We start from the raw sequence: 25,363 nt of genomic DNA, 5'->3' as shown, positions 1-25,363 counted from the left end.
CGCGTCTTGCGGCGTCGCGAATGCTCTGCAGCGACGCTGCCGAAACCGGCCAATGCGGCGTACCATCCTGCCAAGGCTCACGATCCGCTTGCCATGAAGTCCACCCACAGCCCGCTGGCCAATGTCAATCTGAAGCTGTTGCAGGCCTTTCTGCTGGTCGGCGAGCACAGCAGTTTTCGGGCCGCCGCCGAGATGTCCTACCGCTCGACATCGGCAGTCAGCGCGCAGATCCGCCAGCTCGAGGACCAACTCGGCGTGCCGCTGTTCCACCGCACGACGCGCAATGTGCGGCTGACCGCCGAAGGCCAGCAGCTGCTCGAGTGCGCACGCCGCGCGCTGCTCGAGGTCGAGACCGGTCTGCGCAAGATCCAGGAGGCGGCCGACGTCCAGCGTGGCCGGGTCGCGATCTCGTGTTCGCCGACGATTGCCGCGACCCGGCTGGCACGCGTGCTGGCCGCCTATGAGAAGGACTATCCGGGTGTCGAGGTCTATGTGCGCGAGCAGCCGTCGGTGCAGCTGTTCGAGACGATTCGCAAGCGGGAGGCCGATTTCGGCATCGGCCCGGTCGTCGAGACCGGCGAATTCCAGTTCGAGACCGTGCTCGAGGATCCGTTGTATGCGCTGGTGCCGAAACGCTTCATCACGACCAGCAACGACACGATCGCGCTGGCAACGCTGACCAACATGCCGCTGCTGGTGCTGAACCCTGCCAATGCGCTGCGCGAGGCGCTCGAGGCAACGATGCGCGAGCGCAACCTGACGATCACGACGCGTTATGAATTCACGCAGGCGGCGACGCTGATCTCGATGGCCAGCGCCGGGCTCGGCGCGGCGATCCTGCAGAAGGTCGTGTTGCCGCCGGTGATCGACAAGAACACCTATGCGTTGCGCATCGTCAGCCCGGCGATGTCGCGCGAGGTCGCGATCATCACCGCGCGCGGCCAGTCGCTGTCGCCGGCGTCGCGGCGCCTGGCCGAACTGCTGAAGCAGGGGCTGCCCGACCCCGGCGAGCACCCGCGGCCGACGCGGCGCAAGAGCCGCGTCGGGCTGGCGCTTGATTCTTGACGAAACCTGGACAATCGGCGCGATAAGTTCGTTTGTCGTTGCAGCGGATCGATCCTAGAGTGCCTGCAAGAAGCCGGGGCGGCAGGGCCTGCGGCGAATTCTGCAAGCACCATGAACCTTGATCTCCTGAGCGGGCTGCGCGTCGTCGAGAGCTCCGCCTTCATCGCCGCGCCACTTGCTGGCTTGACGCTGGCCCAGGCCGGCGCCGACGTGATCCGCATCGACCTGATCGGCGGCGGCATCGACTATGCGCGGATGCCGGTGATGCCGGGTGGGCGCAGCCTGTACTGGACCGGACTGAACAAGGGCAAACGCTCGCTGGCGGTCGACATCCGCAGCGGCGAGGGGCGCGAACTGGTGCAGGCGCTGGTGACCGCACCCGGTGCCGGCGCCGGTGTGCTGCTGACCAACATCGGCGTACCGTGGCTGGCCCACCAGCTGCTGGCGCAGCAACGCGTCGACCTGATCAGCTGCACGATCGAGGGCAGCTCCGACGGCAGCAATGCGGTCGACTACACGGTCAACTGCGCGACCGGCTTCCCGGCGATCACCGGCGGCGGCAGCGCCGAGCGGCCGGTCAACCACGTGCTGCCGGCCTGGGACCTGGCGTGTGCGCAGCAGGCCGCATTCGCGATCGCCGCCGCCGCAATGCGCCGCCAGTCGAGCGGCGTCGGCGCCGAATTGCGCATCGCCTTGTCGGATGTCGCGTTCTCGACGCTGTCGCACCTCGGCATGCTGACCGAGGCCGAACTGCTGCAGCAGGAGCGGCCGTCGATCGGCAACGATTTGTATGGTGCGTTCGGGCGCGACTTTGCAACCGCCGATGGCCGCCGCATCTTTGTCGCGGCGATATCGATCGGCCAGTGGCGCAGCCTGGTGCGGGCCTGCGGGCTGCAGGCCGGCGTGCATGCCCTCGAACAACAGCGCGGCGTCGATCTGTCGCGCGAGGAGCAACGCTACGCGGCCCGCGACGCAATCGCTCAACTCGTCGAGCCCTGGTTTGCAGCACGCAGCTTCGAGCAGGCGCAGCGCGAACTCGATCAACACGGCGCCTGCTGGGGGCCGTATCGCACGGTCCGCGAAGCACTTGCGCAGGACCCGCGGCTCGGCGCGGCCAATCCGGTCTTCGAGACGATTCACACCGCCGGCGTCGGCGAGCACCGTGCCGCCGGCAGCGTCGTGCGCGAGCGTGGGCGACCGCGGGGGCCGATGCGCGCTGCGCCGCTGCTCGGCGAACACACCGACCAGATCCTGCTCGAGGTGCTCGGGCTCGATTCGGCGGCGGTCGGCCGGCTGCACGATCGCGGCATCGTCGCCGGCCCGGACAGCGACCCGCTTGCACCGGCTGCGCGCACTGCAGCGCGAGCAACGGCGGCTGCATCGTGAGCACCGCGACGCGCGCAGTGGCCACCGGCCGCAGGCAACGGCGTGGCAACTTCTTCGAGGATTTCCGGCTCGGCCAGGTGATCCGCCATGGCACGCCGCGCACCGTTGGCGACGGCGATGTCGCGTTGTACATCGCGCTGACCGGCGCGCGCCAGGCGCTTCATTCGTCGGCGCCGGTGGCGCGCGAACTCGGCTTTCGCAGCCGGCCGCTCGACGACCTGCTGCTGTTCAACCTTGCGTTCGGCAAGACGGTTCCGGACATCTCGCTGAATGCGGTGGCCAACCTCGGATATGCCGAGATGCGTTTCCTCGAGCCGGTCTACGCCGGCGATACGCTGCGCTGCGAAAGCGTCGTGATCGGCATGAAGGAAAACTCGAGCCGGCAGAGCGGCGTCGTCTGGGTTCGCTCGACCTGCTATCGCGAGGACGATGCCGCGGTGCTGACCTGGGTGCGCTGGGTGATGGTGCGCAAGGCCGATCCGCAGGCCCGAGTCGGCGAGCCACTGGTGCCGCCGCTGGCGCCGATGATCACGCCCGATCGGCTGATCGTGCGTGGACGCATCGCGTCGACGGCAGCGCTCGCCGGCTGGTGCGACGCGACTGGCAGCGACGATTTGTGGGACAGCTACTCTGCCGGCGACCGCATCGTCCATCCGACCGGGATGACGATCGAGGAAGCCGACCACATGATGGCCACAAGGCTGTACCAGAACAATGCCCGGCTGCATTTCGATGCGCTTGCGATGCGTGACTCGCATGTCGGCGCGCGCCTCGTCTATGGCGGGCACGTGATCTCGGTCTGCCGTGCGCTGGCCTACGACGGGCTGGAAAACGTGATCGGCATCGCCGCGATCAATGGCGGCAGCCATGTCGCGCCGACCGTTGCCGGCGATACGCTGTATGCCTGCACCGAGGTGCTCGAGCGCTGGCGGCTGCCCGGCCGCAATGATCTTGGCGCGCTTCGGCTGCGCCTGCTCGGGCTGAAAAATCTGCATCCGGCAGAGCTGCCGGCCGGCGCAATCACCGCCGCCGATGGCGGGCCGCACCCGAATGTCGTGCTCGACCTGGACCACACGGTGCTGATGCCGCGCCGCCTGTCGGAGCGCGGCGCCGCCGGGTCGGAATCGGCACGCCGCGTCGCGCGCAGTGCCGTCAGCTGAGCAGTCCGAACGGCTGTTCGCCCGGGATCGGGTGGCGTCAGCCGCCGGAAGCAAGCCGTGGCCGGCCCGGCTCGGCGTTCACATTCTCAGCCTGGCGGGGGACGCCGTGGCGGTGGTCGTGCGAGCGGATGGCGGATTGGTGGCCGACATCGACGAAGCGCCGCTGCCCGAGCAGCGCCAGCGCATTGTCGAGTTCGTCGCGCAGGATGTCGATTGTGCGGGTGACGCCGGCCTGGCCGCCACTGGCCAGTCCCCACAGGAAGGCGCGGCCGATCATGCAGGCCGACGCGCCGAGCGCGCGGGCGACCAGGATGTCGGTGCCGCGGCGCACGCCGCTGTCGAGGATCACTTCGGCACGGCCGCCGACCGCTTCTGCAATCGCCGGCAGCGCGGTCACCGAGGCCGGCACCTGGTCGAGCTGGCGTCCGCCGTGGTTCGAGACGATCACGCCATCGCAGCCGATCTCGACCGCGCGGCGCGCATCGTCCGGATGGAGCACGCCCTTGACGACCACCGGTCCCTTCCATTTCTCGCGGATGCGCGCGATGTCGTCCCAGTTTGCGCTCGGGTCGAACAGCGTGCCAACCAGCTTCGCGATGCTGGTGAAGCCCTCGGGCTCCGAGCCGACGAAATTGCCGAAGCGGACATTTGAGCGCAGCAGCCCGATCAGCCAGCGCGGGTGGCTGGCGACATCGAGGATCGTGCCCGGCCGCGGGCGCAGCGGTACCGTGAAACTGTTGCGCACGTCGCGGTCGCGTTTGCCCTGGATCGGCAGGTCGACGGTCACGCACAACACCCGGTAGCCGCTGCGTGCGGCGCGCTCGAGCAGTGCGTCGGTCAGGCCGCGGTCCTTCATGATGTAGAGCTGGAACCAGCGGTCGCCGCCGGGCACCGCGGCAGCCACCTCCTCGATCGACGCGACCGAATTGGTCGACAGGCAGTACGGGATGCCGGCCGCTTCGGCGGCGCTGGCCGCGGCCATTTCTCCTCCCGGATAAAACATGCCCGCGAGGCCGGTCGGCGCGAGGATCAGCGGCAGCTTCGCGTCGTGGCCGACGATGCGGGTGGCGAGCGACCGGTCGCTGACATCGACACCGACCCGCGGCATCAGCTGCCAGTCGGCAAAACACTGCTGGTTCTCGCGCAGCGTGCGCTCATTGCCGGCGGCGCCGTCGATGAAATCGAAGACGACGCGCGGCAAGCGCTTGCGCGCGAGCTGGCGCAAATCCTCGATCGATGCGGCGCGGGCCAGCTTGCTCATTGTTCCTCCTTGTCCGTCGGCCGATCAGTTGGCGAGCAGCCTCGGCAACCACAATGCGATCGCCGGGAAGAACAGCAGCAGCAACAGGAAGACCACCTGGAGCGCCATGAACTGGCCCATCCCGGCGTAGATCGTCTTCAGGTCCCAGCGCGGCACCACATTCTTCAGGAAATAGGCCGACATCGCCACTGGTGGACTGAGGAAGGCCGTCTGCAGATTGACCGCCAGCAGCGCACCGAACCACAGCAGCAGTTCGCCCTTGTTCAGGCCGAGTTCGAGCGTCTGCACCACCGGCAGGAAGATCGGCACGAAGACCAGGATGATCGCCGGCCATTCGAACGGCCAGCCGAGCAGGAAGATCACCGCCATGATGACGACGAGCTTGCCCATGTCGGGCAGCGGGATCTGGGCGACCGCATCGGTGATCACGGTCGCGGCGCCGAGCCGCGTGAAGATCGCACCGAACACGTTCGACGCGACCGCGAGGATCAGCACCATGCTGGCGGTGACGACGGTTGCGACTGCCGCCTTTTTCAGTGCCTGCGGCGTCAGCCTGCCATAGGCCAGCGCGAGCAGCGTCGCGCCGAGTGCGCCGCACGAGGCCGCTTCGGTTGCTGTGGCGAGGCCGCCGAGGATGGTGCCGAGCGTCACCGTGATCAGCGCGGCCAGCGGCACCACGCCGATCATGAATTCACGGACCAGCAGCCGGATGTCGGTGATCCGCTCCTCCTTCGGCAGCGGCGGCCCGAGCTTCGGGTTGATGAAGCTGCGAACCAGGCAGTAGATCATGTAGACCGCAGCCAGCATGAAGCCCGGGCCCATGCACGCGGCATACAGCGCATTGACCGGCACGCCCATCACCGGTCCCATCACGACCAGCATCACGCTCGGCGGGATCAGGATGCCGAGCGTGCCGCCAGCGGCGATCGCGCCGGCCGACAGTTTGTCGTCGTAGCCGGCCTTCAGGATCATCGGTGCAGCCATGATGCCGAGCACCGCGACCGACGCGCCGACGATGCCGGTGGCCATTGCGAAAACCGTCGCGGTGATCAGCACCGCGATGTAGAGGGAACCGCGGATCGGCGCGAGCAGATGGCGCACCGCCTCGAACAGCCGGCTCATCAGCCCGGCCTGCTCGACCATGAAACCCATGAAGATGAACAGCGGCACCGCCGGCAGGATATCGTCCTTCATGAAGCCCCAGATCTGCAGGTAGGCCAGATTGAAGGTCAGGTCGACGCCGAGGCCGATCGAGCCGAACACCAGCGCGATGAACAGCAGCGTGAACGAGATCGGGAAGCCGATGAAGATGATGCTGATCATCGAGGCCAGCATCAGCAGGCCGAGCATTTGATTTGGGGTCATCGCGTCGGCCCGTCAGATGTCTACTTTTTCGTGATGCACCAGTTCCTGGCCGGTGCGCACCGCATACAAGGCCTTCAGGAACTCGGAAATGCCTTGCAGGAACAGCAACGCGGCCGACAGCGGTACCACCGCACGGAACGGCCAGATGATCGGCTGCCACAGGCCGAGCGTCGAACGCTCGTTGATCGACCAGGCATACAGGAAGTCGTCGATCGAGATCGCGATCAGCACGGCCATCACCGGCAGGAACAGCAGCAGGTAGGAGACCGAATCGATGATGCCTTTCGTCCGGTCCGAAAACTTGTCCCAGAAGATGTCGGTGCGCACATGGGCACCTTCGCGCAGCGTATAGGCCGCACCGAGCATGAACAGCGATCCGTAGGTCATCACCGTCATGTCGGCTGCCCACACGGTGGGCTGCTTCCAGACGTAGCGCATCAGCACCTCGATCACGTTGGACAGGATCAGCGGTGCCAGCAGCGCCATCACCGGCCAGATCGTGGCTCCGGTAAAAACATCGATGCCGCGAATCACTCGGAGCGCGAACGCTGGGAACATCTTCTTGTCTCCTCAACCGTCGTGAAGGGCGGGTGTCCGGACCGGCCGGTCACCCGCCCCGCGCAAGCAGTGGATTGCTCTTACGGCTTCTTGATCGGCCAGTAGTGATCGGCCGCCAGGTTGTACGGAACGGTGGTCGTGCGCCGCGTCGGCACCACCTGGCCCGCATAGGCCTTCTGCGACTCGAGCACCTTCTTGAAGAACGGGTTCTTCCCGGCTTCGGCCTCGGAGATCTGGTCCCAGCTCTCGAGCGTCTTCACGACGATGTCATCTGGCGTGCGGTGGATCGTGACACCGTGCTTGGTGCGCATGTCCTGCATTGCCTGGCCGTCCTTCTTGTTGCGCACATAGATCGAGCGCAGCGTCGATTCGACCGTCGCAGCCTGCACGATCGCCTGCAGGTCGGGCGCCAGGCCTTTCCAGACATCGCCGTTGATCAGCAGCTCGACAACGGTTGCCGGCTCGTGCATCGATTGCGGGTAGAAGTTCTTCCACACCGTCTGGAAGCCGATCAGCGAATCCTCGGCAGCACCGACGAATTCGGCGCAGTCGATCACGCCACGCTCACCGGCCGGAACGATTTCGCCGCCGGGCATGTTGACGGTGGCCATGCCGGACTTCGAGAACACCTCGGCGGTGATGCCGGTCTGGCGGCACTTGCGGCCTTTCAGGTCGGCCCAGTTGGCGACCGGCTTCTTGAACCAGCCGAGCGCCTGGCGGTCGCTGGCGGTCAGCGGGAACACGACGACGTTCGACTTCAGCTCGTTCTGATAGAAGTCGCGGTACAGCTGCAAGCCGCCGCCGTCGTAGATCCAGCCCAGATAGTCGATCACGTCCATGCCGTACGGGCCGCCGGGTGCCGGGCCGAACAGCGCCGCGGCCTTGTTCTTGCCGAGCCAGTAGGCCGGCGCGGTATAGCCACCGTCGATCACTTTCTTGTTGACCGCGTCGAGCACCTCGAAGGCCGGCACGACCGAGCCGGACGGCAGCAGTTCGACCTTCAGACGCCCGCCCGACAGCGTATTGACCCGCTCTGCGAAATCTTCCGCCGCGAGCTGGTACAAGCCCTGCGCCGGAAATGCGGACTGGATCCGCAGCTTGGTCTGGGCCTGGGCGGCGCCCGGCAGGGCGACCCCGAGCGATACCAACGCGGCGCACGCACCGGTCAGAAGGGTTCTCGAAAATTTCATCACAGTCCTCACTGGAAATGGGCGACCATCCTGGTCGTCCCGTTGCTGAAAGGACTTCGAGCGCAGCGCAGAAAAACTCTTCGCCGGCCTTCCATCCGCATCGAAACCAGTCGGGCAGTGCGGTCCTTGTCGGACCTCTTGTTCTCGTGCCTGCCACTCGCTGAGCGCGACTCTATGCAAGCGGGCTTGAGCCGACAATCAAACTTATCGCGTCAATTCTGAAGAATGGATGGACAGTGGAACGGCTCTCCCTGGAGCCGGGTTTGGTCGCGTGGCTGCCGGATCGTGGTTTCCCCGGGGGTCGTTTGCGGCCACTGCAGCGCATCGGCAGCGGGGCGTCCGCAGCAATCCGGCCGTTGCTCGCAGACTGTCCGGCCTGACTTCACGATCGAAAAGATTAATTCGTTTGCGTGGCGTCGGACGCGCTCCTACATTTCACCGATTCGCTGCCGCTGTCACCTCGGCGGCACATGCTGGCGCGGTGCGCCGGTAGCATCCGGCGACCCGATCGACCGAACCTGCAGAAGGCGTTCCATGGCTTCGTCCACTTCGTACGACATCGTCATCGTTGGTGCCGGTTCGGCCGGCTGCGTGCTGGCAAACCGGCTGTCGGCGGACCCGAAGCGCCGGGTGCTGCTGCTCGAGGCCGGCATCGACCACAACAACATCTGGACCAAGGTGCCGGCCGGCGTGCCGCGCGTCGTCGCCGATCCGAAGATCAGCTGGGGCTACCAGTCCGAGCCCGAGCCGGGACTGAACGGCCGGCGCCTGGCCTGGCCGCGCGGCAAGCTGGTCGGTGGCACCAGCTGCATCAACGGCCATGTCTACATGCGCGGCACGCGCGAGGATTTCGACGCCTGGCGCGATGCCGGCAATCCCGGCTGGGGCTGGGACGACGTGCTGCCGCATTTCAAGCGCACCGAGGGGCATCACCGCGGCGAATCCGGACTGCACGGCGGCAGCGGCGAATTGCGCGTGTCGCCGGTCGAGGAGCCGCACCCGGCATCGCAGGCCTTCGTGCAGGCTGCGCGCAAACTGGGCATCCCGTTCAACGATGATTTCAACGGGCCGACGCAGGAGGGTGTCGGTTATGTCGAGCTGATGGTCGGTGATGGTGTGCGCGCATCGACATCCCGCGTCTTTCTCGAGCCGGTGCGCAAGCGGCCGAACCTGCAGGTGCAGGCGGGCGCACTGGTCGAGCGGGTGCTGTTCGAGGGCCGCCGCGTCACCGGTGTGCGCTTCCGCGTCGACGGCGAAACGCGCGAAGTCAATGCGCGCGAGGTCGTGGTTTCCGGCGGCGCGATCAACAGCCCGCAGATCCTGATGCTGTCGGGTATCGGGCCGGCCGACCAGCTGCGCAGCCACGGCATCAAGCCGGTGCTCGATGCGCCAGGCGTCGGCCGCAACCTGCACGACCATGTCTACGTGCATTACCTGGCCGGTGTCGAGCCGTCGTTCTCGATCAACCACAAGATCTCGCGCGACGTGCGGATGATTCCGGACGTGCTGCGCTACATCGTCAGCAGGCGCGGCCTGCTGAACTCGGCGGCGGCGCAGGTCGGCCTGTTTGCCCGCTCGCATGTCAACGGCGAGCGCATCGACCTGCAGATCCAGATGCGGCCGTTCAGCATGCTCGGCGCCGGCGGCATGTACCGGGCCGACACCTACCCGGCGGTCACCGCGTCGTGCGGACTGCTGCAGCCGTTCTCGACCGGTGAACTGAGGCTCGCCTCGGCCGACCCGGCGCAGGCGCCGCGGATGGTCGCGAACTTCCTGACCGACGAACGCGACATCGCGCCGATGCTGGTCGGCCTGCGGCTGATCCGCCGCATCTTCCGAACCGAACCGTTTGCCGCGCATTTCGAGCGCGAGGTGATGCCGGGCGACGACAAGGCGAGCGACGAGGAGCTGATCGCCTACATGCGCGAGACGGCCAATTCGATGTACCACCCGGCCGGCTCGTGCCGGATGGGCAGCGACCCGCTCGCGGTGGTCGACGCCAGGCTGCGCGTGCGCGGTGTCGAAGGTCTGCGCGTTGCCGACGCATCGATCATGCCGCGGGTGACCTCGGGCAATACCAATGCACCGGCGATCATGATTGGCGACAAGGCGGCCGCGATGATCGACGAGGATCTGCGGCGGGCTTGACGCGTGCGCCGGTGTCGTGGCCGCACCCGCGGCGGCTCGCGTTCGCGGGGGTGTGTTGTGCGACGATCGGCTGGTGACTGGATCGATGCCCATCGGACGCAGGGAACTGCTGCTCGCCACGGCGCTGGCGCCGCTGGCGGCGGCTGCTGCACGCGCTGCCGCGCCGCTGCCACGGCCGTTGCGGGCTGCGCCGGCGAACGTGGCGGCCGCCGGCCAGCCGGCGCTGCCGGTCTGGGCATACGACGGCCAAGTGCCGGGGCCGGTGCTGCGCTTCCGCCGCGGCGAGGTGCTCGACATCGAACTCGACAATGCCTTGCCCGATCCGACGACGGTGCACTGGCACGGCATCCGGCTGCCGAATGCGATGGACGGCGTGCCGCACCTGACGCAGCCACCGGTCGCGCCGGGCCAGCGTTTCCGCTACCGCTTCGCGCTGCCCGATGCCGGCACCTACTGGTACCACCCGCACCTGGGCACGCCGGAGCAGGTCGAGCGCGGCCTGGCCGGCGCGCTGATCGTCGACGACGATGCGGCGCCGCCGGTCGACGAGGATCAGGTCTGGCTACTCGACGATTGGCGGCTCGACGCCAGCGGACGGATCGACGACGATTTCTACGGCTTCATGGACGTCTCGCATGCCGGCCGGATCGGCCAGCGGCTGACCGTCAATGGCGCGACCGACCATGTGCTGGACCTGCAGGCGGGCCAGCGGATCAGGCTGCGGCTGATCAATGCCGCCAATGCACGCATCTTCGCGCTCGAATTGCGCGGCCTGCGCGGCTGGATGATCGCGCGCGACGGTGTGCCGGCCGATCACGCGGTGCCGTGGGAGGGCCAACTGCTGCTCGGCCCAGGCATGCGCGCCGACATCGTCATCGATGCCGACGCCACAGGTCGCCACGTGCTCGTCGACAGTTTCGGCCGCGGCGAACGCCTCGTCGGCACGGTGGCGGTGGCTGGCCGCGATGGCCAACGCACCGCGGCCCGGCCTGCGCCACGGCCAGCCGCCGCGCCGCCGCTGCCTGCGCCGAAACTCGACGCCGCGGCGGAACACACGCTGGTCTTTGGTGGCGGCATGATGGGCATGGGGGGCTGGCCGGACGACCCGTGGACAGAGCGTGTCGCGCGCCGTCTGCGCAGACTCGGCGGCAGCCGCGAGGCCGATCCGGTATGGACCGTCAACGGCCACGCGCACATGGGCCGGCACGACGGCCACGCGCCGTTGTTTTCAGTACCCGCCGGGCGCAGCGTGCGCCTTGTGCTCGACAACCGGACCCGCTGGTGGCATCCGATCCACCTGCACGGCCACCATGTACAGGTGCTGTCGCGCAATGGCCAGCCGCTCGCCGATCCACCATGGCGCGATACGGTGCTGATGGCGCCGCGCGACCAGCTCGAACTGGCCTTTGTCGCCGACAACCCCGGACGCTGGCTGATCCACTGCCATGTGCTCGAGCACCATGCGGGCGGCATGGGGGGCGTGTTCACGGTTGAGTGAGTCGTCTTCGCGGGCGGGGTGGCGTTGATCGATGAGGATTTGCGGCGAGCGCTGGCATAGGGGGCCCGATGGCTACAACTGAAACCGGACCGGCTTCCATTGCAACGCGACGGCAACAGAGGGCAATGAGCATCGCGGCTTCGCCACCAACACGCGGCCAACCGTTCCGCGGTGCAAGATGGAATGTCTCCGACTGCTGCGGCGCATCGCCGCGCTGCTGACGATTGCCGCGATCACCGCCGGCTGTGCGGCGATCGAGCCGGCCCGGATGCAGCTGCCCGACGAGTTGTCCAGTCGCAGTGAGGTCATCGAGCTCCGCGGCCTCGATTCCGGCCGGCACGGCAGCGCGGAACTGCTCGGCCAGACAGTGACATACGAACGCTCGGCAAGCCGCCTCGCGCTGTTCGACGATTTCAGCATCGCCAACCGCGCAGCCCTTCGTTATTCGCTGATCGCAGCCGGCGGCGAAACGACCACCGCGAACTGTTCGGTCAGCCGACGCACGATGTCGATCGGCATCGTCGAATGGGCACCGAAGCCGCTGACACTGCAATGCGAATTTGCGCCGTCCGGCACGCGACTCGAGTTGCAGGAATCGCGGCCGCTGGTCGGCACGCTGAAGATCGAGCGCCGTGGCCGCCTCGTTGCCGGCGGACGCACGCTGAGCGTGCGCTCGGTGCACAAGGCCAAGGCACGCTCATCGAGCTTCCACAGCCGATCGGGTATCTGATCGAGGACGGCGGGCGGGCGCTGGCTGCCGTTGACGTCGCGGACAGCCGCAGGCCGCGGTTTTATCTGCCGAAGGACGACTCACTGTTACGGCAGGCCAGCATGCAGGCGCTGCTGGCGTTGGCATTGATGTGGGATGCGGCGGATGGATGAAGCGCGAGCCGGTTCTCCGATCGCCGCCCCAAAAACAAGATCCTCGGGTGAGATCCGTACTTATGTAAGGACAGGGAATAGCGGTGCCTGGCAGAGTCGCAACAATTGCGTTCGAATCTCTCTGGATGATGCTGCCAAATCCACCGTTGCAAATCGGACCCCATGCCCCTGGATGATCACCATCTCATCAACGGCATCGCCCACGGAAGGGTGAAGCAACAGGCCGCTGGCGCAATCTGCAAGCGGATCGCCGCGTCCGACCTGTGATCGCAGATAGGCGTAGATCTGGTAGACGTATCCGCTTCGCAATGTCTCCTCTCGATACCAGCCGCCGGTGACAATCGATGTGAACTTGGTGTCGATGACGATCCGCCGCCCCGAGGGAGCGTGGTCCGGGACGACGTCGGTTCGCATCGTCGGCAAGATCTGGTCGATGCCAGACGTCTTCTGGTCGACCTGCCAGCCTAGCGTACCGCCGCACCGCACGCGCCATCCCTGCGGCTGCAGCACTACGGCGTAGGAGCCGCCGACGGCCTTCTCGAACAGTCGGCGGACCCAGGTGGCCTCGCGCTCCGGCAGGCCTTTAGTAGTACTGCCGGATTTGGCTGGAGTGTCTCGATTGCCGTTGCTCAGCCACTCGGCCACAAGCGCGCAAAGTCAAATGAAAGCTGCCGGTGGTGACGTATCGACAACAGATACACAGTCGAGTCGGCCTTCATGTCCGCATAGAGCAACAGGTAGTCGCCATGCAGGTATTCGCGCAGTGCATCCGCGGCACCGGCCGGCAGCGCGGCAAGCTGTTCCAGCGCCTCCGCAGATTGCGGTGGCTTGTCGAGGTAGCGCCTGCCGATGCGCGGAAACCGACGCAGATTGGGGATCACCGTTCCGCGCAGCTCAGCGAGCAGATCATCGAAAGCTGAGCCCGCATCCGCTTCGATCAGGAACGCCTCGATGGCCTCCAGGCGTTCGAGGAAACTCGCGGTCAGTTCGACCCGGTAGAGCTTGTCAGCCACGCTTGTTGGCGGGCTTGGCTTTTGAAGAAGCTTTCGCTGCTGCTTTGCGGCGTTGCTGAAGTTGATCGATGGACCTGTCTGCCTCGAAGGTTCGGCCGGCCTCGATGTCGGCAAGGCCGCGCTTGGCATCGTCGATCAGCAGCAGGTGGATGCGTTCGCGCTCCAGGCGGTGGTAATAGTCGAGTCGAGCTGCATCGATGAGCGCGACATAGCTCTCGCCGTTCTTGGTGATGATCTTCTCGGCGCCAGCCTTGGCCTGGTCTGCCAGTTCCGACAGGTTGGCTCGCGCTTGGGTGAATGGCACCACGTCGCTGGCAGAGATGCCCATCGCTCGCTCCTTGGGGTGGGTGACAGGATTCTGTGCAGTCTACTTGAATCAGGTGCTTCGGTCGCTGTCTTGCAGCACCTCCGCGTGTCATCACTGTGTGGGAGCGCCGACTGGCTGTTCACATTCACAGTTGTCGGAATCATCATCCCCCAGACTGGCACCAGCTCCACCCAGAAAACAAAAAAGCCAGCAGGCGCTAACCTGCTGGCTTTGGTGTTTAATGGCTCCCCGACCTGGGCTCGAACCAGGGACCTACGGATTAACAGTCCGGCGCTCTACCGACTGAGCTATCGAGGAACAGCCTCGCATTATATACAGGGTTCTGAGGCCCTCAGAGAAGTCGGTGTCGAAATGTCGAAATTTCGCTTCCGGCGGTCACAGCAGCGCCTCGACCGAGACGCGGAAGGTGCGTGGCGCCATCGGGAACAGGTAGGCGTGACTGAACTGGTAGGGCGATTCGCGCCAGGCGCGGCGGTCGAACAGGTTGTCGACGCCGGCACGCCACAGCAGTCGGGCATTCGGTGTTGTCTGCACGAAACGCAGGCCGGCATCGATGCGGCCGTGGCCCGCGATGCGCGCACTGTTGTCCGGCAGCACCATGCGGTCCGACTCGGCGACCAGGCCGCCGTCGATCGACAGCCCCGGAATCGCGGCGACGTCATAACGGGCCAGCAGCTTCAGCGTCGCTGCCGGCACATTGGTCGGGCGTTTGCCGTTGACCGACGGATCGGCGCTGCCGTGGCGCCGCGCATGCAGCCATTGAGCTGAGGCCTGGACCATCCATGGCCCGCCGTGCCAGCCGGCCTCGAGCTCGATGCCGCGGTGCACCGCGTCGCCGTCGCTGCGCCGGGTGCAGGTGCCGGGAACTGCGTCGCTGAAGCAGTCGACACCGAAATCGCCGTAGGCGGGGCGGCTGATGTCGAATGCCGCAATGCCCCAGCTGAGCCCGCTGCCCGCACCGTTGCCGTTGTTGCTGCCCTTGATGCCGACCTCGGTCTGCCGGCTGCGCAGTGCCGGCAGCGCCTGTCCGCGGTTCGTATAACGCGCACGGTTCGCCACTGCATCGCTTTCGATGCCGTGGCCATGGCTGGCGTAGACCATCGTTCCCTGAGAGATCGAATAGCTGGCGGCGAGCCACGGTGTCGTGAACGACTGGCGATAGCTCAGCGCCTCGCTGCCATCGGTGCGGATGCTGCTGCGCTCGATGCGGCTGTGGCGGGCGCCGAGCCAGGCGGTCAGGCGCGGTGTCAGGGCGATTGAGTCGCGGACAAACAGTTCGGTCGATGACTCGTCGCGGTTGGTGTTGTCCGAGGTCAAGCTCGGATCGGCGGGCGTCGTCACGCGGCCGTTCACGTTGCCGGTGCCGACCGGGTTGAATGCCAGTTTCTCGAAGCGGTGGCGCACCACGTTGCGCAGCGCGCCGGCCGACAATTGGTGCGTCACCGCACCGGTCTGCAGCTTGCCGTGGACTGCCAGCTCGAGCGAATCGCTGCGCCGGCGCTCGTTGTCGCTGCGAAAGTCATACAGATCGAAGTCGCCGTTCGGGCAGTATCGGTCGCCGTAGTAGGTTCCGGTTGCGGCGTCGAAGCAGCCGAACGGAAAGGCGATGCGATCGTCGGAGCGCAGTTGCTGGCTGGCCAGGTGCGCGGTTGCGCGCCAGTTGTCGGTAAGCCGCTGCGTCAGCCGCAGCGAGCCGGTATTGCCGGCCAGCACGACCGGCAGCGACCACGGCTGGTTGTTCAGATTGATGCGCGGGTCGACCGGCGCCGGCACGGCATTGCCGAGCATGCTGAAGGCCGGCACGCTGGGCTGGCTTTGCCGGCTGTGCTCGATCTCGGCCTCGATCAGCGTGCCGCTGCCGATGCGCCAGTCGCCGGCCAATGCGAGCAGGTGTTTCTCGCCACTCGCATTGCGCACCTGTGGGTCGAGCTTTTCGGCGACTGCGTTGACGCGCAGGCCGAAAACCTGCTCATTGCCGAAACGCTGGCTGATATCGACCGCGCCACGAACTGATCCCTTCTCGCGCCAGCCGAGCTCCACGCTGCGCAGCGGCAGGTCGAGTGGCCGCTTGACGACCAGGTTGACCAGCCCGCCGGGTGCGCTGGTGCCGGCCTGCAGGCCGCTGGTGCCTTTCAGCACCTCGACCCGCTCCTTGTTGCCGAGCGGGATCGACGTCTCGGCATTGATCGGCAGGCCGTCGCGCCGGTAGTTGAAGCGGTTGTCGATCACGAAGCCGCGCAGCGTCAGATAGTCCCAGTAGCCCTCGGTGTTGTAGGCATCGCTGACCGCGGGGTCGACGCGCGTGATGTCCGACAGCCGCGTTGCGCCGATGTCGCGCAAGGTCTCGGCGCTGACGATGCCGGCCTGGAACGGCAGCTGGCCAAGCGGCAGGTTCCAGCCGCCGACTGCCGGCAGCGGCTCGTTGCGGCTGGTGATCGTGACGGTTTCAAGCCGGGTCGTCGGGGTGGCGGTCTGTGCAAACGCGCTGCCGAGCAGCAGGCAGGCGGCGGCAGAGATCGCAGTGGTGCGGAAAGCGTGGTGGGTCGGGCAGGGCATCGGAACTTCCGGATGGCGGCAGGTCGGCTGGCCTGCGCTCGCCCGGGATGGCTCTCGGATGGCGCTGGAACTGCTTCCCTGCGCGAGGATTACCTCAATCAGGTTCAAAGGGACTTTCTCAGTCGGTGCGTCGTCCAACGCCGCACCAACACCCCCAGCGAAACATCCGGCGAGGCCGGATGCAAGGCGCTATTGTGCGCGATCTCGGATCGGCGGCCGGCCCGCCATCCGGAGCCAGTGACTCAGGCGAGGTTTTCGAGCATGAAGACGAGGCCGGTGACCGGCTCGCCGTGCTCCAGGCGCAGCTCGATCGGCAGCAGCGCGTGTGGCTTCAGGCCGTTTGCAGCGGCGGTCTCGCGGATGTAGGCCGCGCTGTGGCTGAAGCGGCCCGATGGCAGGATCTTGCTGCCGCCGGCCGGATCGTCATCGGCATGGCTTTCGACGGTCGCGATGAAAGCGCCGCCGGTTTTCAGCGAACGGTGCAGGCCGGCAAAGATCGGCGCCAGGTCGCCGAAATAGATCAGCGTATCGACGGCCACCGCCATGTCGACACTGTGCTGCGGGATCTGCGTCAGCGCGTCGGTGATCTCGCAGACGATCAGTTCATCGTAGACCTTGCGGCGGCCAGCCCGCTCGAGCATGCGCGGCGACAGGTCGACGCCGATCAGCACCTTCGCCGATTGGCGGATCCGCGGGCCGAGCAGGCCGGTGCCGCAACCGAGGTCGTAGAGCATGCCGGCCGGTCCGCGCTCGCACATCTCGTTGACGATGCCGGCGACGATTTCCGGGCCCTTGTATTTCAACCGTGCCAGCACCTCGTCGAAATTCTGCGCAAAGACGTCGAAATGCTCGCGCACATAAGCGTTCGACGCGCGCTGCAATCGTTCGCCACGGATTGCCGCGAGGTAGTGTTTGGCGACCGCGTCGTCGGGTCGCGCGGCGGCATGGGCCTCGAGGATCTCGACCGCGCGCTGATGGCGACCGAGGTGGTCGAGCGTCTGTGCATGCCAGCTCGGATCGACCACCGGCAACCGGCCGCCGCTGTAGCAGCGCTCGAAGCAGTCGGCCGCCTCCTCGTTGCGGCCGAGCAGCGACAGCGTGACGCCGAGGTTGTGGTTGCTTTCGACGTGATCGGGGTCGACGGCGAGCGCCTGACCGAAAATCGCCAGCGCATCGTCGATCGCGCCGCGTGCGCGGACCATCACCGCGAGATTGCAGATGCTGTCGACGTGTTGAGGATCGGCGAGGATCGCTGTGCGGTAGGCCTCGAAGGCTTCTTCTTCGCGGTCACGGCGGCGGAAGATATTGCCGAGGTTGTTGTGCAGCGACGCATTGCGCGGCTCGAGTTCGATCGCGCGCTGCAGCCGCTTGATGGCGGTGTTGTCGTCGCCGAGCTGGCTCAGCAGGATCGCCGAGACGCTCAGCGCATGCACATTGTCCGGCTCGGCGGTGAGCACCGCGTCGTAGCCTTCGCGGGCGCGATCGATACGGCCATGGCGGTGGTGATCGATCGCGGTCTGCAGTTCGTTCGAGATCTCCATCTGTCCCCCCTCGCATCTGCCGCTGGGCGGCAGAACGAGGATGCCACAAGCTCGGCACTCAGGCGTCGATCCGCTTCTGGTTCCAGGCGTAGACCGCCTGCTGCTGCTCGCCGAGTTTCTCGATGCCGAGCTTCATCACGTCGCCGGGTTTCAGGAAGACCGGCTTCGGCTTGACGCCCATGCCGACGCCCGGCGGCGTGCCGGTGGTGATCAGGTCGCCGGGGTTCAGCGTCATGAATTCGCTCAGGTAGCTGACGATCTGCGCGGCGCTAAAGATCATCGTCTTCGTGCTGCCGTTCTGGTAGCGCTTGCCGTTGAGCTCCAGCCACATCTTCAGCTTCTGCGGATCGCCGACCTCGTCTGCGGTGACCAGCCACGGGCCGATCGGGCCGAAGGTGTCGCACCCCTTGCCCTTGTCCCACTGGCTGCCGCGCTCGAGCTGGTATTCACGCTCCGATACATCGTTGACGACGCAATAACCGGCGATGAATTTGGGTGCATCTTCGACCGACACGTAGCGCGCGCGGCTGCCGATCACGACGCCGAGCTCGACCTCCCAGTCGGCCTTTTTCGAGCCCTTCGGCAGCACCACGTCGTGGTTCGCGCCGACCGCGCATTCGAGCGTCTTCGTGAAAACGATCGGCTCCTTCGGAATCGGCATGTTCGATTCGGCCGCATGGTCGGCATAGTTCAGGCCGATCGCGATGAACTTGGTCATCCCGGTCCACGGCACGCCGAGCGTGCCTTGTTCGACGATCGGCAGCTTGTTCAGGTCGAGCGCACGCAGCGCGGCGAGTCCCTCGGGCGACAGCGTCGCCGGCGTGATATCGGTGATCAGCGCGCTCAGGTCGCGGACCTTGCCCTTGCTGTCGAGGATGCCCGGTTTTTCGTGGCCCCGCGGGCCGTGGCGCAGCAGTTTCATTGTTGTTTCCTGGTTGTTGTTGGTTTGGGTTCAGAGCGTCCAGCCGCCGTCGATCACCATCGTCGTGCCGGTCGTGAATTTCGATTCGTCGCTGGCCAGATAAACCGCCATTGCGGCAATCTCGTCTGCGCTGCCGAGTCGTCCCATCGGCTGGCGCTCGATGAACATCGCCTCGACCTGTTGCAGCGTCTTGCCGCTGCTCTTGGCGAGCGCCGCGATGCGATCGCGCAGCGACGGCGATTCGATCGTTCCCGGGCAGATCGCATTGCAGCGCACGCCCTTGGTGATGAAATCGAGCGCGACCGATTTGGTCAGGCCGATCACCGCAGCCTTGGTCGAGCCATAGACGAATCGATTCGCCGCTGCCTTCAGGCTGCTGGCGCCGGAGGCGATATTGATGATCGAGCCGCCGCCGCGTTCGAGCATGCCGGGCAGGAAAGCCTGGATCGTGTAATACATCGAGCGCACGTTCAGGTCGAATGCCTGGTCCCACTGTTCCTGCGTGCAGTCGAGCACGGTGCCGTGGTGCACGTAGCCGGCGGCATTGAACAGGATGTCGAGCGGGCCGAATGCGGCCGCGGCCTTCACCGCGGCGGCGTCGGTGACGTCGAGCTGATGGGTCTTGCAGCTGCTTTCGGCGGCCAGCTTCTCGAGCAGCGCCGGATTGATGTCGCTCGCGATCACGTGCGCGCCTTCGCGGGCCATCGCCAGCGCGGTTGCCCGGCCAATGCCCTGGCCGGCAGCGGTGACGAAGGCGGTCTTGCCGAGCAGTCGGTCGGTCATCGGTTGCTCCTGTGGGTTGGCGTATCGGCGCAGCCGCTCAGCCGCGGCCTACAAACGGCATCTTGGTCGCCATCACCGTCGTGAACAGGATGTTCGCGTCGAGCGGCATCCGCGCCATCGTCAGCAAGGTGTCGACCACCGCCTGCAGGTCCATCCGCGGCTCCGGGCGCACCACGCCGTCGGCCTGCATCACGCCGTTGACCATCCGTGCGGTCATCTCGCTTGCGGCATTGCCGATGTCGATCTGGCCGACCGCGATGTCGTATGGCCGGCCGTCGAGTGATGCGGTCTTCGTCAGGCCGCTGACCGCATGTTTGGTCGCGGTATAGGCGATCGAGCCGGGCCGCGGTGCATAGGCCGAGATGCTGCCGTTGTTGATGATGCGCCCGCCCATCGGCTGCTGATGGCGCATCTGCTTGAAGGCCTGCGACAGGCAGTAGAACGCGCCGTTCAGGTTGACGTCGACGATCTGCCGCCATTCCTCGGCGCCGACCTCGTCGGGCGTCTTCGCCTGCAGGCCGCCGCCGGCATTGTTGAACAGCAGGTCGAGCCGGCCGAATTTGCCGACCACCTTTGCGAAGGCGGCCGCGACTTCACCGTCATCGGCGACATTGCATGGCACCGGCAACGCATTGGCCTGCGCGTCGCCGGCGGCCTCGGCAGTGGCCTGCAGCGCGTCGGCGCGGCGGCCGATCAGGCCGACCTGCCATCCCTCGCCGAGCAGCCCGAGCGCACAGGCACGGCCGATGCCGCTGCCGGCGCCGGTGACGATTGCGACCTTGTTCATCAGATGTCCTCCAGTGTTTGGCTGTTCCAGATCAGTGATTGTCCTTCGGCACCTGCGAACCGCGGCAGCCGCGCAGGAAGTCGAGGTCGGCGCCTTGGTCGGCCTGCAGCACGTGGTCGATGTAGAGCTTCCAATAACCGCTTTGCATCGCCGGCTCCGGCGGCTGCCAGGCGGCGCGCCGACGCTCGAGTTCGGCATCGTCGACATGCAGGTGCAGCTTGCGCGCGGCGACGTCGAGCGTGATCTGGTCGCCGTTCTTCACCAGCGCGAGCGGGCCGCCGGCGGCCGCTTCTGGCGCGGTGTGCAGCACGACGGTGCCGTAGGCGGTGCCGCTCATCCGCGCATCGCTGATGCGGACCATGTCGGTGATGCCTTTTCTCAGCACCTTCGGAGGCAACGGCATGTTGCCGACTTCGGCCATGCCCGGATAACCCTTCGGCCCGCAGTTCTTCAGCACCAGCACGCAGTGTTCGTCGACGTCGAGCGATTCGTCGTCGATGCGGGCGTGGAAATCGTCGCTGTTCTCGAACACCACCGCGCGGCCGGTATGTTTCATCAGTGCCGGCGTCGCCGCGCTCGGCTTGATCACCGCGCCGATCGGCGCCAGGTTGCCGCGCAGCACCGCGATGCCGGCCTTCTCCTTGAACGGCTCGGCCATCGTCTTGATCACGCGCGGGTCGAAATTCTGCGCATCGGCGATGTTCTCACCGACGGTGCGGCCGTTCGCCGTCACCGCATCGGTGTGCAACAGGCTGGCGATTTCCTTCATCACTGCCGGCAGGCCGCCTGCGTAGCAGAAGTCCTCCATCAGGTGCTCGCCGCTTGGCTGCAGGTTCAGCAGGCACGGCATTTCGCTGGCCAGCTTGTCGAAATCGTCGATCGACAACGGCACGCCGATGCGTCCGGCGATCGCGATCAGGTGGATCACCGCATTGGTGCTGCCACCGATCGCCGCCAGTGTGCGGATCGCATTCTCGAACGCCTGGCGGGTCAGGATCGACGACAGTTTCTGGTCGGCATGCACCATCTCGACGATGCGCCGGCCGGCATTGCGCGCGATCACGTTGCGCCGGCCGTCGACGGCCGGAAACGCCGCATTGCCCGGCAGGCCGACGCCGAGCGCCTCGACCATCGACGCCATCGTGCTCGCGGTGCCCATCGTCATGCAATGGCCATGGCTGCGGTGCATGCAGCTTTCGGCCTCGAAGAAGTCGGCCAGCTTCAGCGTGCCGGCGCGCACCTGCTCGCTCATGCTCCACAGGCCGGTGCCGGAGCCGAGTTCCTGGCCGCGCCACTTGCCGTTCAGCATCGGTCCGCCGGAGACGCCGATCGTCGGCAGGTCGACGCTCGATGCGCCCATCAGCAGGCTCGGCGTCGTCTTGTCGCAACCCATCAGCAACACCACGCCGTCGATCGGATTGCCGCGTATGCTTTCCTCGACGTCCATGCTCGCGAGGTTGCGGTACAGCATCGCGGTCGGCCGCAGCAGCGTCTCGCCGAGCGACATCACCGGAAACTCGAGCGGAAAGCCGCCCGCTTCATAGACGCCGATCTTGACCTGCTCAGCCAATGTGCGGAAATGGCTGTTGCACGGCGTCAGCTCGCTGAAGGTATTGCAGATGCCGATCACCGGCCGGCCGTCGAACTGGTCGTGTGGCACACCCTTGCCCTTGACCCAGCTGCGGTAGGCAAAGCCGTCGCGGTCCTGGCGGCCGAACCATTGCTGGCTGCGCAGTTGCTCCGGCTTTTTTCTCGGCTGGTCGCTCATGGTGTGCTGGCTTTCCCGGTGGTCGGCTGTCGAGGGCGTGACGATAATATGGTATGACGATTGAAGCCGCAGCCGTGAAATCCCTGGGCCGCATCAGCGTGGGCGATGGCTGCCTGCACAGGAGCCGAATTTGACCGATCAGAAGCGCGAGCCGGTGCTCGCCGTGACCCGGCTGTCGCCGTTCTACATGGGTTTGCTGCAGGACCGTTATCAGGTCCTCGACCGGCTGCACGAAACCGATCCGGAAGCCTTCTTGCGCATCGCGCCGCAGATCCGCGCGATCGCTGCGAGCGGCGAATCGCGGGTGCCCGCCGAATTGATCGAGGCGCTGCCTGCACTCGAGATCATCGCGGTGATGGGTGTCGGTTATGACGGCGTCGATGTGGATGCCGCGAAGTCGCGCGGCGTGATGGTCACGCACACGCCGAATGTGCTGAACGACGATGTCGCGGATCTCGCGATCGGCTTGATGTTGTGCGCGGCGCGCCAGTTGCCGGCCGCCGATCGCCATGTGCGCAGCGGCGCCTGGGCGGAGAAGGGACCGATGGCATTGGCACGCAAGATGTCCGGTGCGCGGCTCGGACTGCTCGGCATGGGGCGCATCGGCCAGGCGATTGCGCACCGGGCGCTCGCCTTCGGCATGAGCGTCGCGTACACCGCGCGCAGCGAGAAGCCGCAGTTGCCCTACGCATTTTTTGACCGGCCGGCGGCGCTGGCGGCGGCGAGCGATTTTCTGGTCGTCATCACGCCGGGCGGCGCGGCGACACGCAAGCTGATCGATGGCGAGGTGCTGGCAGCGCTCGGCGCCGACGGCATCCTCGTCAATGTCGCGCGCGGTTCGGTGGTCGATGAGGAGGCCTTGATCGATGCGCTGGAGCGCGGCGTGATCGCCGGCGCGGCGCTCGACGTCTTCGAGCATGAACCGAATGTTCCGCAGCGGCTGCGTGAGCTGCCGCATGTCGTGCTGGCGCCGCACATCGGCAGTGCGACCAGTGCCACGCGGCAGGCAATGGCCGATCTGGCCGGCGCCAACCTCGGCGCGTTTTTTGCCGGCCAGACGTTGCTGACGCCGGTGCCCGAATGCGTGTCGGCCAGCCGATGAACGGATCGACGAACGGAGGCGAGATGGACGGCTTTATCAAGGTGATCCTGTTCACCGACAGCGACGGCCGCGCACGCTTTCGCGAAGAGACTGTGCCGCTCGACGAAGGCAAGCCGCAGGCGCGGCTGTCGGCGCTGCTGCCGAGTGACGGCTACCAGCTGCGCCGCAGCCCGGTCGGTTTTCGCAGCGAGTTCCACTGCACCGGCAGCCCGCAATGGGTTTTCATCCTGCAAGGGCAGATGGAGATCGGCCTGCAGGACGGCAGCGCGCGGGTATTCGGCCCCGGCCAGCATTTCTATTCGGCCGATGTATTGCCCGATGGCGCCGCATTCGACGCCAAACTGCACGGCCATTGCAGCCGCCAGGCCGGCGACGAGCCGCTGGTCACGCTGTTTCTGCGTGGATGAGACCGGCATGGCCGAGCCTGCGCTCAATGCCTACCGGCAGACGCTCGATCGGCTTGGCGAGGACATCGTTGCCGCCCGCCATCCGGTGGGCAGTTCGCTGCCGCCGGAGCCGCAGCTGTGCGAGGCCTTTGCCGTCAGCCGCACCGTCGTTCGCGAGGTCGTCAAGTCGTTGGTTGCGAAGGGGCTGCTGGTTACCGGGCCCAAGCTCGGCACCCGTGTGTTGCCCGAGTCGCAGTGGAACTGGTTCGATCCGCAAGTCGTCGGCTGGCAGACGCGGGCCGGCTTGACGCGCGAATTCCTGCGCGACCTGCAGGAGTTGCGCCGCGTCGTCGAACCGGCTGCGGTGCGGCTCGCCGCGGAACGCGCGACGGCGGACGATATCGCGGCGCTCGAGGCTGCATTGAATGGCATGACGCAGGCGGTCGAGCAGGGCGGCGACTATGTGGCCTGCGACCTGCTGTTCCACCAGACGCTGCTGCGCGCGAGCCACAACCGCATGCTGGTGCTGATGAGCAAGGCGCTCGGCGCGTTGCTGCGCACCAGTTTCGAGATCTCGACCGCCAGGCCGGCGAGTGCGGCCGAATCGCTGCCGATGCACCGCGCGGTGCTCGACGCGCTGATCGAGCGATCGCCGGAGAAGGCCGAGCGGGCCAGCCTGCGGCTGATCGACGGTGCTGCGGCCGATATCGACGCGGTGCTGGCCTCGCGCCGCCGCCTGCCGTCGCTGAATGCGCCGGCAAGGCCGTTGCCGGTGCCGCCCGCGCTGTCTGCGTCGGCGGAGCCGGCACGCAAGCGGGCGGCGAAAGCGGTACGGGTGGGCTCGCGCTGAACGACCGGCCTCCGGGTTCGGCAACCGTCCGCAGCCGTGCTCATTGCCGCATCGTCGGGGTCGCGATGCGCCCTTCAGCGGGCAGCGGCACGATGCGCTCGCCGCGCAGCCGCGGATGCACTTCATCGGCGGCGACAAAACGCAGTTCGAGGCTGAAGCGGTCACGGGTCATCTCGGAGCTCACATGCGTCCGGTGCAGCGTGCCGCCGCTGAAGACGACCGCGTCGCCGAGATCGAACAGCGGCTGCACCGTATTCTCAGGCGCGACGCTCGAAGCGATCCTTGCGGCATCGAGTTCCTCGGGCGGCAGCAGCCGCGGCAGTGGATGGCGCATCAGTTCGAGTCCAGGTGCATCGTCGCCGCAGCGCGTCAGCGCGATCCAGCAGGTCACCATCACCAACAAGGCGTCGGCGGGGTAGGGTGGATTGAAATCGAAATGCAGCGCGCCGTCCTGGTGCCACTGGTGCGCCGAATGGCCTTGCGGATAGCGGTCGGGCGGATATTGGCAACGGCCCCAGCACTGGTCGGCGAGCAGTGCGGCCGGTTTGCCGAGCATCGACTCGACCACCGCGCGAAGCGGGTCGCGCCACAGCAGCGCGACCAGGCCATCGAGATCGCTGCCCGGCGTCTGTCCTCGCAGTGATCGAAGGCGCACCGACGAGCTGCTGCGGGAGAAATCGGGATCGTCGCTGCGGCCGCGGCGGCATTCAACGGCGCTGCCGACGATGCGCTGCCAGTCGACGCAGCATCGCGCTGCAATCAGTGCGGGCAGAAACTGCAGCTTTGCCTGTTGCATTGCCGGCCATTTTGCCGG

Annotated in this window: 23 protein-coding genes, 1 tRNA gene and 1 riboswitch; of the genes, 9 read left to right on the top strand and 15 right to left on the bottom strand. The window is 66.5% G+C overall.

All coding sequences use genetic code 11. The annotated features are described in order from the left end of the window. The first annotated feature begins 93 nt into the window (after window positions 1–93). From ACNH6H_RS02970 to ACNH6H_RS02960, 3 genes are all read left to right on the top strand, one after another. Window positions 94–1,065, top strand: a complete 972-nt coding sequence (locus ACNH6H_RS02970; RefSeq protein ID WP_418315499.1) for a LysR family transcriptional regulator — start codon at window positions 94–96, stop codon at window positions 1,063–1,065. A gap of 111 nt (window positions 1,066–1,176) precedes the next feature. Further along, window positions 1,177–2,451: a CoA transferase gene (locus tag ACNH6H_RS02965; RefSeq protein ID WP_418315498.1), complete on the top strand. Its 1,275-nt coding sequence runs from the start codon at window positions 1,177–1,179 to the stop codon at window positions 2,449–2,451. Next, window positions 2,448–3,611 carry a MaoC family dehydratase gene (locus tag ACNH6H_RS02960; RefSeq protein WP_418315496.1) on the top strand — a complete coding sequence of 388 codons (1,164 nt, stop codon included), beginning with the start codon at window positions 2,448–2,450 and terminating at the stop codon, window positions 3,609–3,611. Before ACNH6H_RS02965 ends, ACNH6H_RS02960 begins: the two co-directional genes overlap by 4 nt. A 37-nt stretch (window positions 3,612–3,648) precedes the next feature. Here the strand turns inward: ACNH6H_RS02960 and ACNH6H_RS02955 are convergent, their stop codons facing one another. The 4 genes from ACNH6H_RS02955 to ACNH6H_RS02940 form a co-directional block, all read right to left on the bottom strand. Continuing rightward, window positions 3,649–4,872, bottom strand: a complete 1,224-nt coding sequence (locus tag ACNH6H_RS02955; RefSeq protein WP_418315495.1) for an alpha-hydroxy acid oxidase — start codon at window positions 4,870–4,872, stop codon at window positions 3,649–3,651. A gap of 24 nt (window positions 4,873–4,896) precedes the next feature. Continuing rightward, window positions 4,897–6,237, bottom strand: a complete 1,341-nt coding sequence (locus ACNH6H_RS02950; RefSeq protein WP_418315494.1) for a TRAP transporter large permease — start codon at window positions 6,235–6,237, stop codon at window positions 4,897–4,899. Window positions 6,238–6,249: 12 nt separating this feature from the next. Then, window positions 6,250–6,795, bottom strand: coding sequence for a TRAP transporter small permease subunit (locus ACNH6H_RS02945; protein WP_418315492.1), 546 nt, complete (start codon window positions 6,793–6,795; stop codon window positions 6,250–6,252). A gap of 80 nt (window positions 6,796–6,875) precedes the next feature. Beyond that, a complete protein-coding gene (locus ACNH6H_RS02940) occupies window positions 6,876–7,985 on the bottom strand; it encodes a TRAP transporter substrate-binding protein (RefSeq protein ID WP_418315490.1) in 1,110 nt (369 codons plus the stop codon). Between the two features lie 534 nt (window positions 7,986–8,519). Between ACNH6H_RS02940 and ACNH6H_RS02935 the strand changes: the two genes are divergently transcribed. From ACNH6H_RS02935 to ACNH6H_RS02925, 3 genes are all read left to right on the top strand, one after another. Continuing rightward, window positions 8,520–10,133, top strand: a complete 1,614-nt coding sequence (locus ACNH6H_RS02935) for a GMC family oxidoreductase (protein ID WP_418315489.1) — start codon at window positions 8,520–8,522, stop codon at window positions 10,131–10,133. An 85-nt stretch (window positions 10,134–10,218) separates the two neighbouring features. Further along, the gene (locus tag ACNH6H_RS02930) at window positions 10,219–11,631 is read left to right on the top strand and encodes a multicopper oxidase family protein (protein ID WP_418315488.1); all 1,413 of its coding nucleotides are present in this window, start codon (window positions 10,219–10,221) and stop codon (window positions 11,629–11,631) included. A 178-nt stretch (window positions 11,632–11,809) separates the two neighbouring features. After that, on the top strand, window positions 11,810–12,361 hold the full coding sequence (locus tag ACNH6H_RS02925) for a hypothetical protein (protein ID WP_418315486.1): 552 nt from the start codon (window positions 11,810–11,812) through the stop codon (window positions 12,359–12,361). 212 nt (window positions 12,362–12,573) lie between these two features. On the opposite strand, the gene ACNH6H_RS02920 is transcribed toward ACNH6H_RS02925, so the two are convergent. From ACNH6H_RS02920 to ACNH6H_RS02875, 10 genes are all read right to left on the bottom strand, one after another. Continuing rightward, window positions 12,574–13,158, bottom strand: coding sequence for a hypothetical protein (locus tag ACNH6H_RS02920; protein ID WP_418315484.1), 585 nt, complete (start codon window positions 13,156–13,158; stop codon window positions 12,574–12,576). Continuing rightward, entirely contained in the window at window positions 13,143–13,526 is a 384-nt protein-coding gene (locus tag ACNH6H_RS02915) for a type II toxin-antitoxin system RelE/ParE family toxin (RefSeq protein ID WP_418315482.1), read from the bottom strand. Before ACNH6H_RS02915 ends, ACNH6H_RS02920 begins: the two co-directional genes overlap by 16 nt. Next, on the bottom strand, window positions 13,519–13,854 hold the full coding sequence (locus tag ACNH6H_RS02910; protein WP_418315480.1) for a type II toxin-antitoxin system Phd/YefM family antitoxin: 336 nt from the start codon (window positions 13,852–13,854) through the stop codon (window positions 13,519–13,521). Before ACNH6H_RS02910 ends, ACNH6H_RS02915 begins: the two co-directional genes overlap by 8 nt. Before the next feature lie 221 nt (window positions 13,855–14,075). Next, a tRNA-Asn gene (locus tag ACNH6H_RS02905) sits at window positions 14,076–14,151 on the bottom strand. Window positions 14,152–14,229: 78 nt separating this feature from the next. Beyond that, window positions 14,230–16,410 carry a TonB-dependent siderophore receptor gene (locus tag ACNH6H_RS02900; RefSeq protein WP_418315478.1) on the bottom strand — a complete coding sequence of 727 codons (2,181 nt, stop codon included), beginning with the start codon at window positions 16,408–16,410 and terminating at the stop codon, window positions 14,230–14,232. Window positions 16,411–16,468: 58 nt separating this feature from the next. Next, a riboswitch (TPP riboswitch) is annotated at window positions 16,469–16,576 on the bottom strand. Window positions 16,577–16,652: 76 nt separating this feature from the next. Further along, complete coding sequence (locus tag ACNH6H_RS02895; protein WP_418315477.1) at window positions 16,653–17,951, bottom strand: tetratricopeptide repeat protein; 1,299 nt, start codon at window positions 17,949–17,951, stop codon at window positions 16,653–16,655. A gap of 58 nt (window positions 17,952–18,009) precedes the next feature. After that, a complete protein-coding gene (locus tag ACNH6H_RS02890) occupies window positions 18,010–18,873 on the bottom strand; it encodes a fumarylacetoacetate hydrolase family protein (protein WP_418315476.1) in 864 nt (287 codons plus the stop codon). A 30-nt stretch (window positions 18,874–18,903) separates the two neighbouring features. Continuing rightward, on the bottom strand, window positions 18,904–19,656 hold the full coding sequence (locus ACNH6H_RS02885) for an SDR family oxidoreductase (protein WP_418315474.1): 753 nt from the start codon (window positions 19,654–19,656) through the stop codon (window positions 18,904–18,906). A gap of 37 nt (window positions 19,657–19,693) precedes the next feature. After that, window positions 19,694–20,443: an SDR family oxidoreductase gene (locus ACNH6H_RS02880; RefSeq protein WP_418315472.1), complete on the bottom strand. Its 750-nt coding sequence runs from the start codon at window positions 20,441–20,443 to the stop codon at window positions 19,694–19,696. A gap of 31 nt (window positions 20,444–20,474) precedes the next feature. After that, entirely contained in the window at window positions 20,475–22,211 is a 1,737-nt protein-coding gene (locus ACNH6H_RS02875; protein ID WP_418315471.1) for an IlvD/Edd family dehydratase, read from the bottom strand. Between the two features lie 130 nt (window positions 22,212–22,341). Between ACNH6H_RS02875 and ACNH6H_RS02870 the strand changes: the two genes are divergently transcribed. The 3 genes from ACNH6H_RS02870 to ACNH6H_RS02860 are packed head-to-tail and all read left to right on the top strand — an operon-like array spanning window position 22,342 to window position 24,549. Beyond that, window positions 22,342–23,313 carry a 2-hydroxyacid dehydrogenase gene (locus tag ACNH6H_RS02870; protein WP_418315469.1) on the top strand — a complete coding sequence of 324 codons (972 nt, stop codon included), beginning with the start codon at window positions 22,342–22,344 and terminating at the stop codon, window positions 23,311–23,313. 23 nt (window positions 23,314–23,336) lie between these two features. Beyond that, entirely contained in the window at window positions 23,337–23,720 is a 384-nt protein-coding gene (locus tag ACNH6H_RS02865; RefSeq protein ID WP_418315467.1) for a hypothetical protein, read from the top strand. Between the two features lie 7 nt (window positions 23,721–23,727). Next, window positions 23,728–24,549 (top strand): FadR/GntR family transcriptional regulator, encoded by an 822-nt coding sequence (locus tag ACNH6H_RS02860; protein ID WP_418315466.1) that lies wholly within the window; start codon window positions 23,728–23,730, stop codon window positions 24,547–24,549. A 40-nt stretch (window positions 24,550–24,589) separates the two neighbouring features. Here the strand turns inward: ACNH6H_RS02860 and ACNH6H_RS02855 are convergent, their stop codons facing one another. Continuing rightward, window positions 24,590–25,345 (bottom strand): phytanoyl-CoA dioxygenase family protein, encoded by a 756-nt coding sequence (locus ACNH6H_RS02855; RefSeq protein WP_418315464.1) that lies wholly within the window; start codon window positions 25,343–25,345, stop codon window positions 24,590–24,592. Between the last annotated feature and the right edge of the window lie 18 nt (window positions 25,346–25,363).

Origin of the sequence: Pseudideonella sakaiensis (genome assembly GCF_048320135.1) — a bacterium.
GTDB lineage: Bacteria > Pseudomonadota > Gammaproteobacteria > Burkholderiales > Burkholderiaceae_C > Ideonella_A > Ideonella_A sakaiensis_A.
Note: the sequence above shows the minus strand (reverse complement) of the source record. Positions and strands in the feature narration are given on the sequence as shown.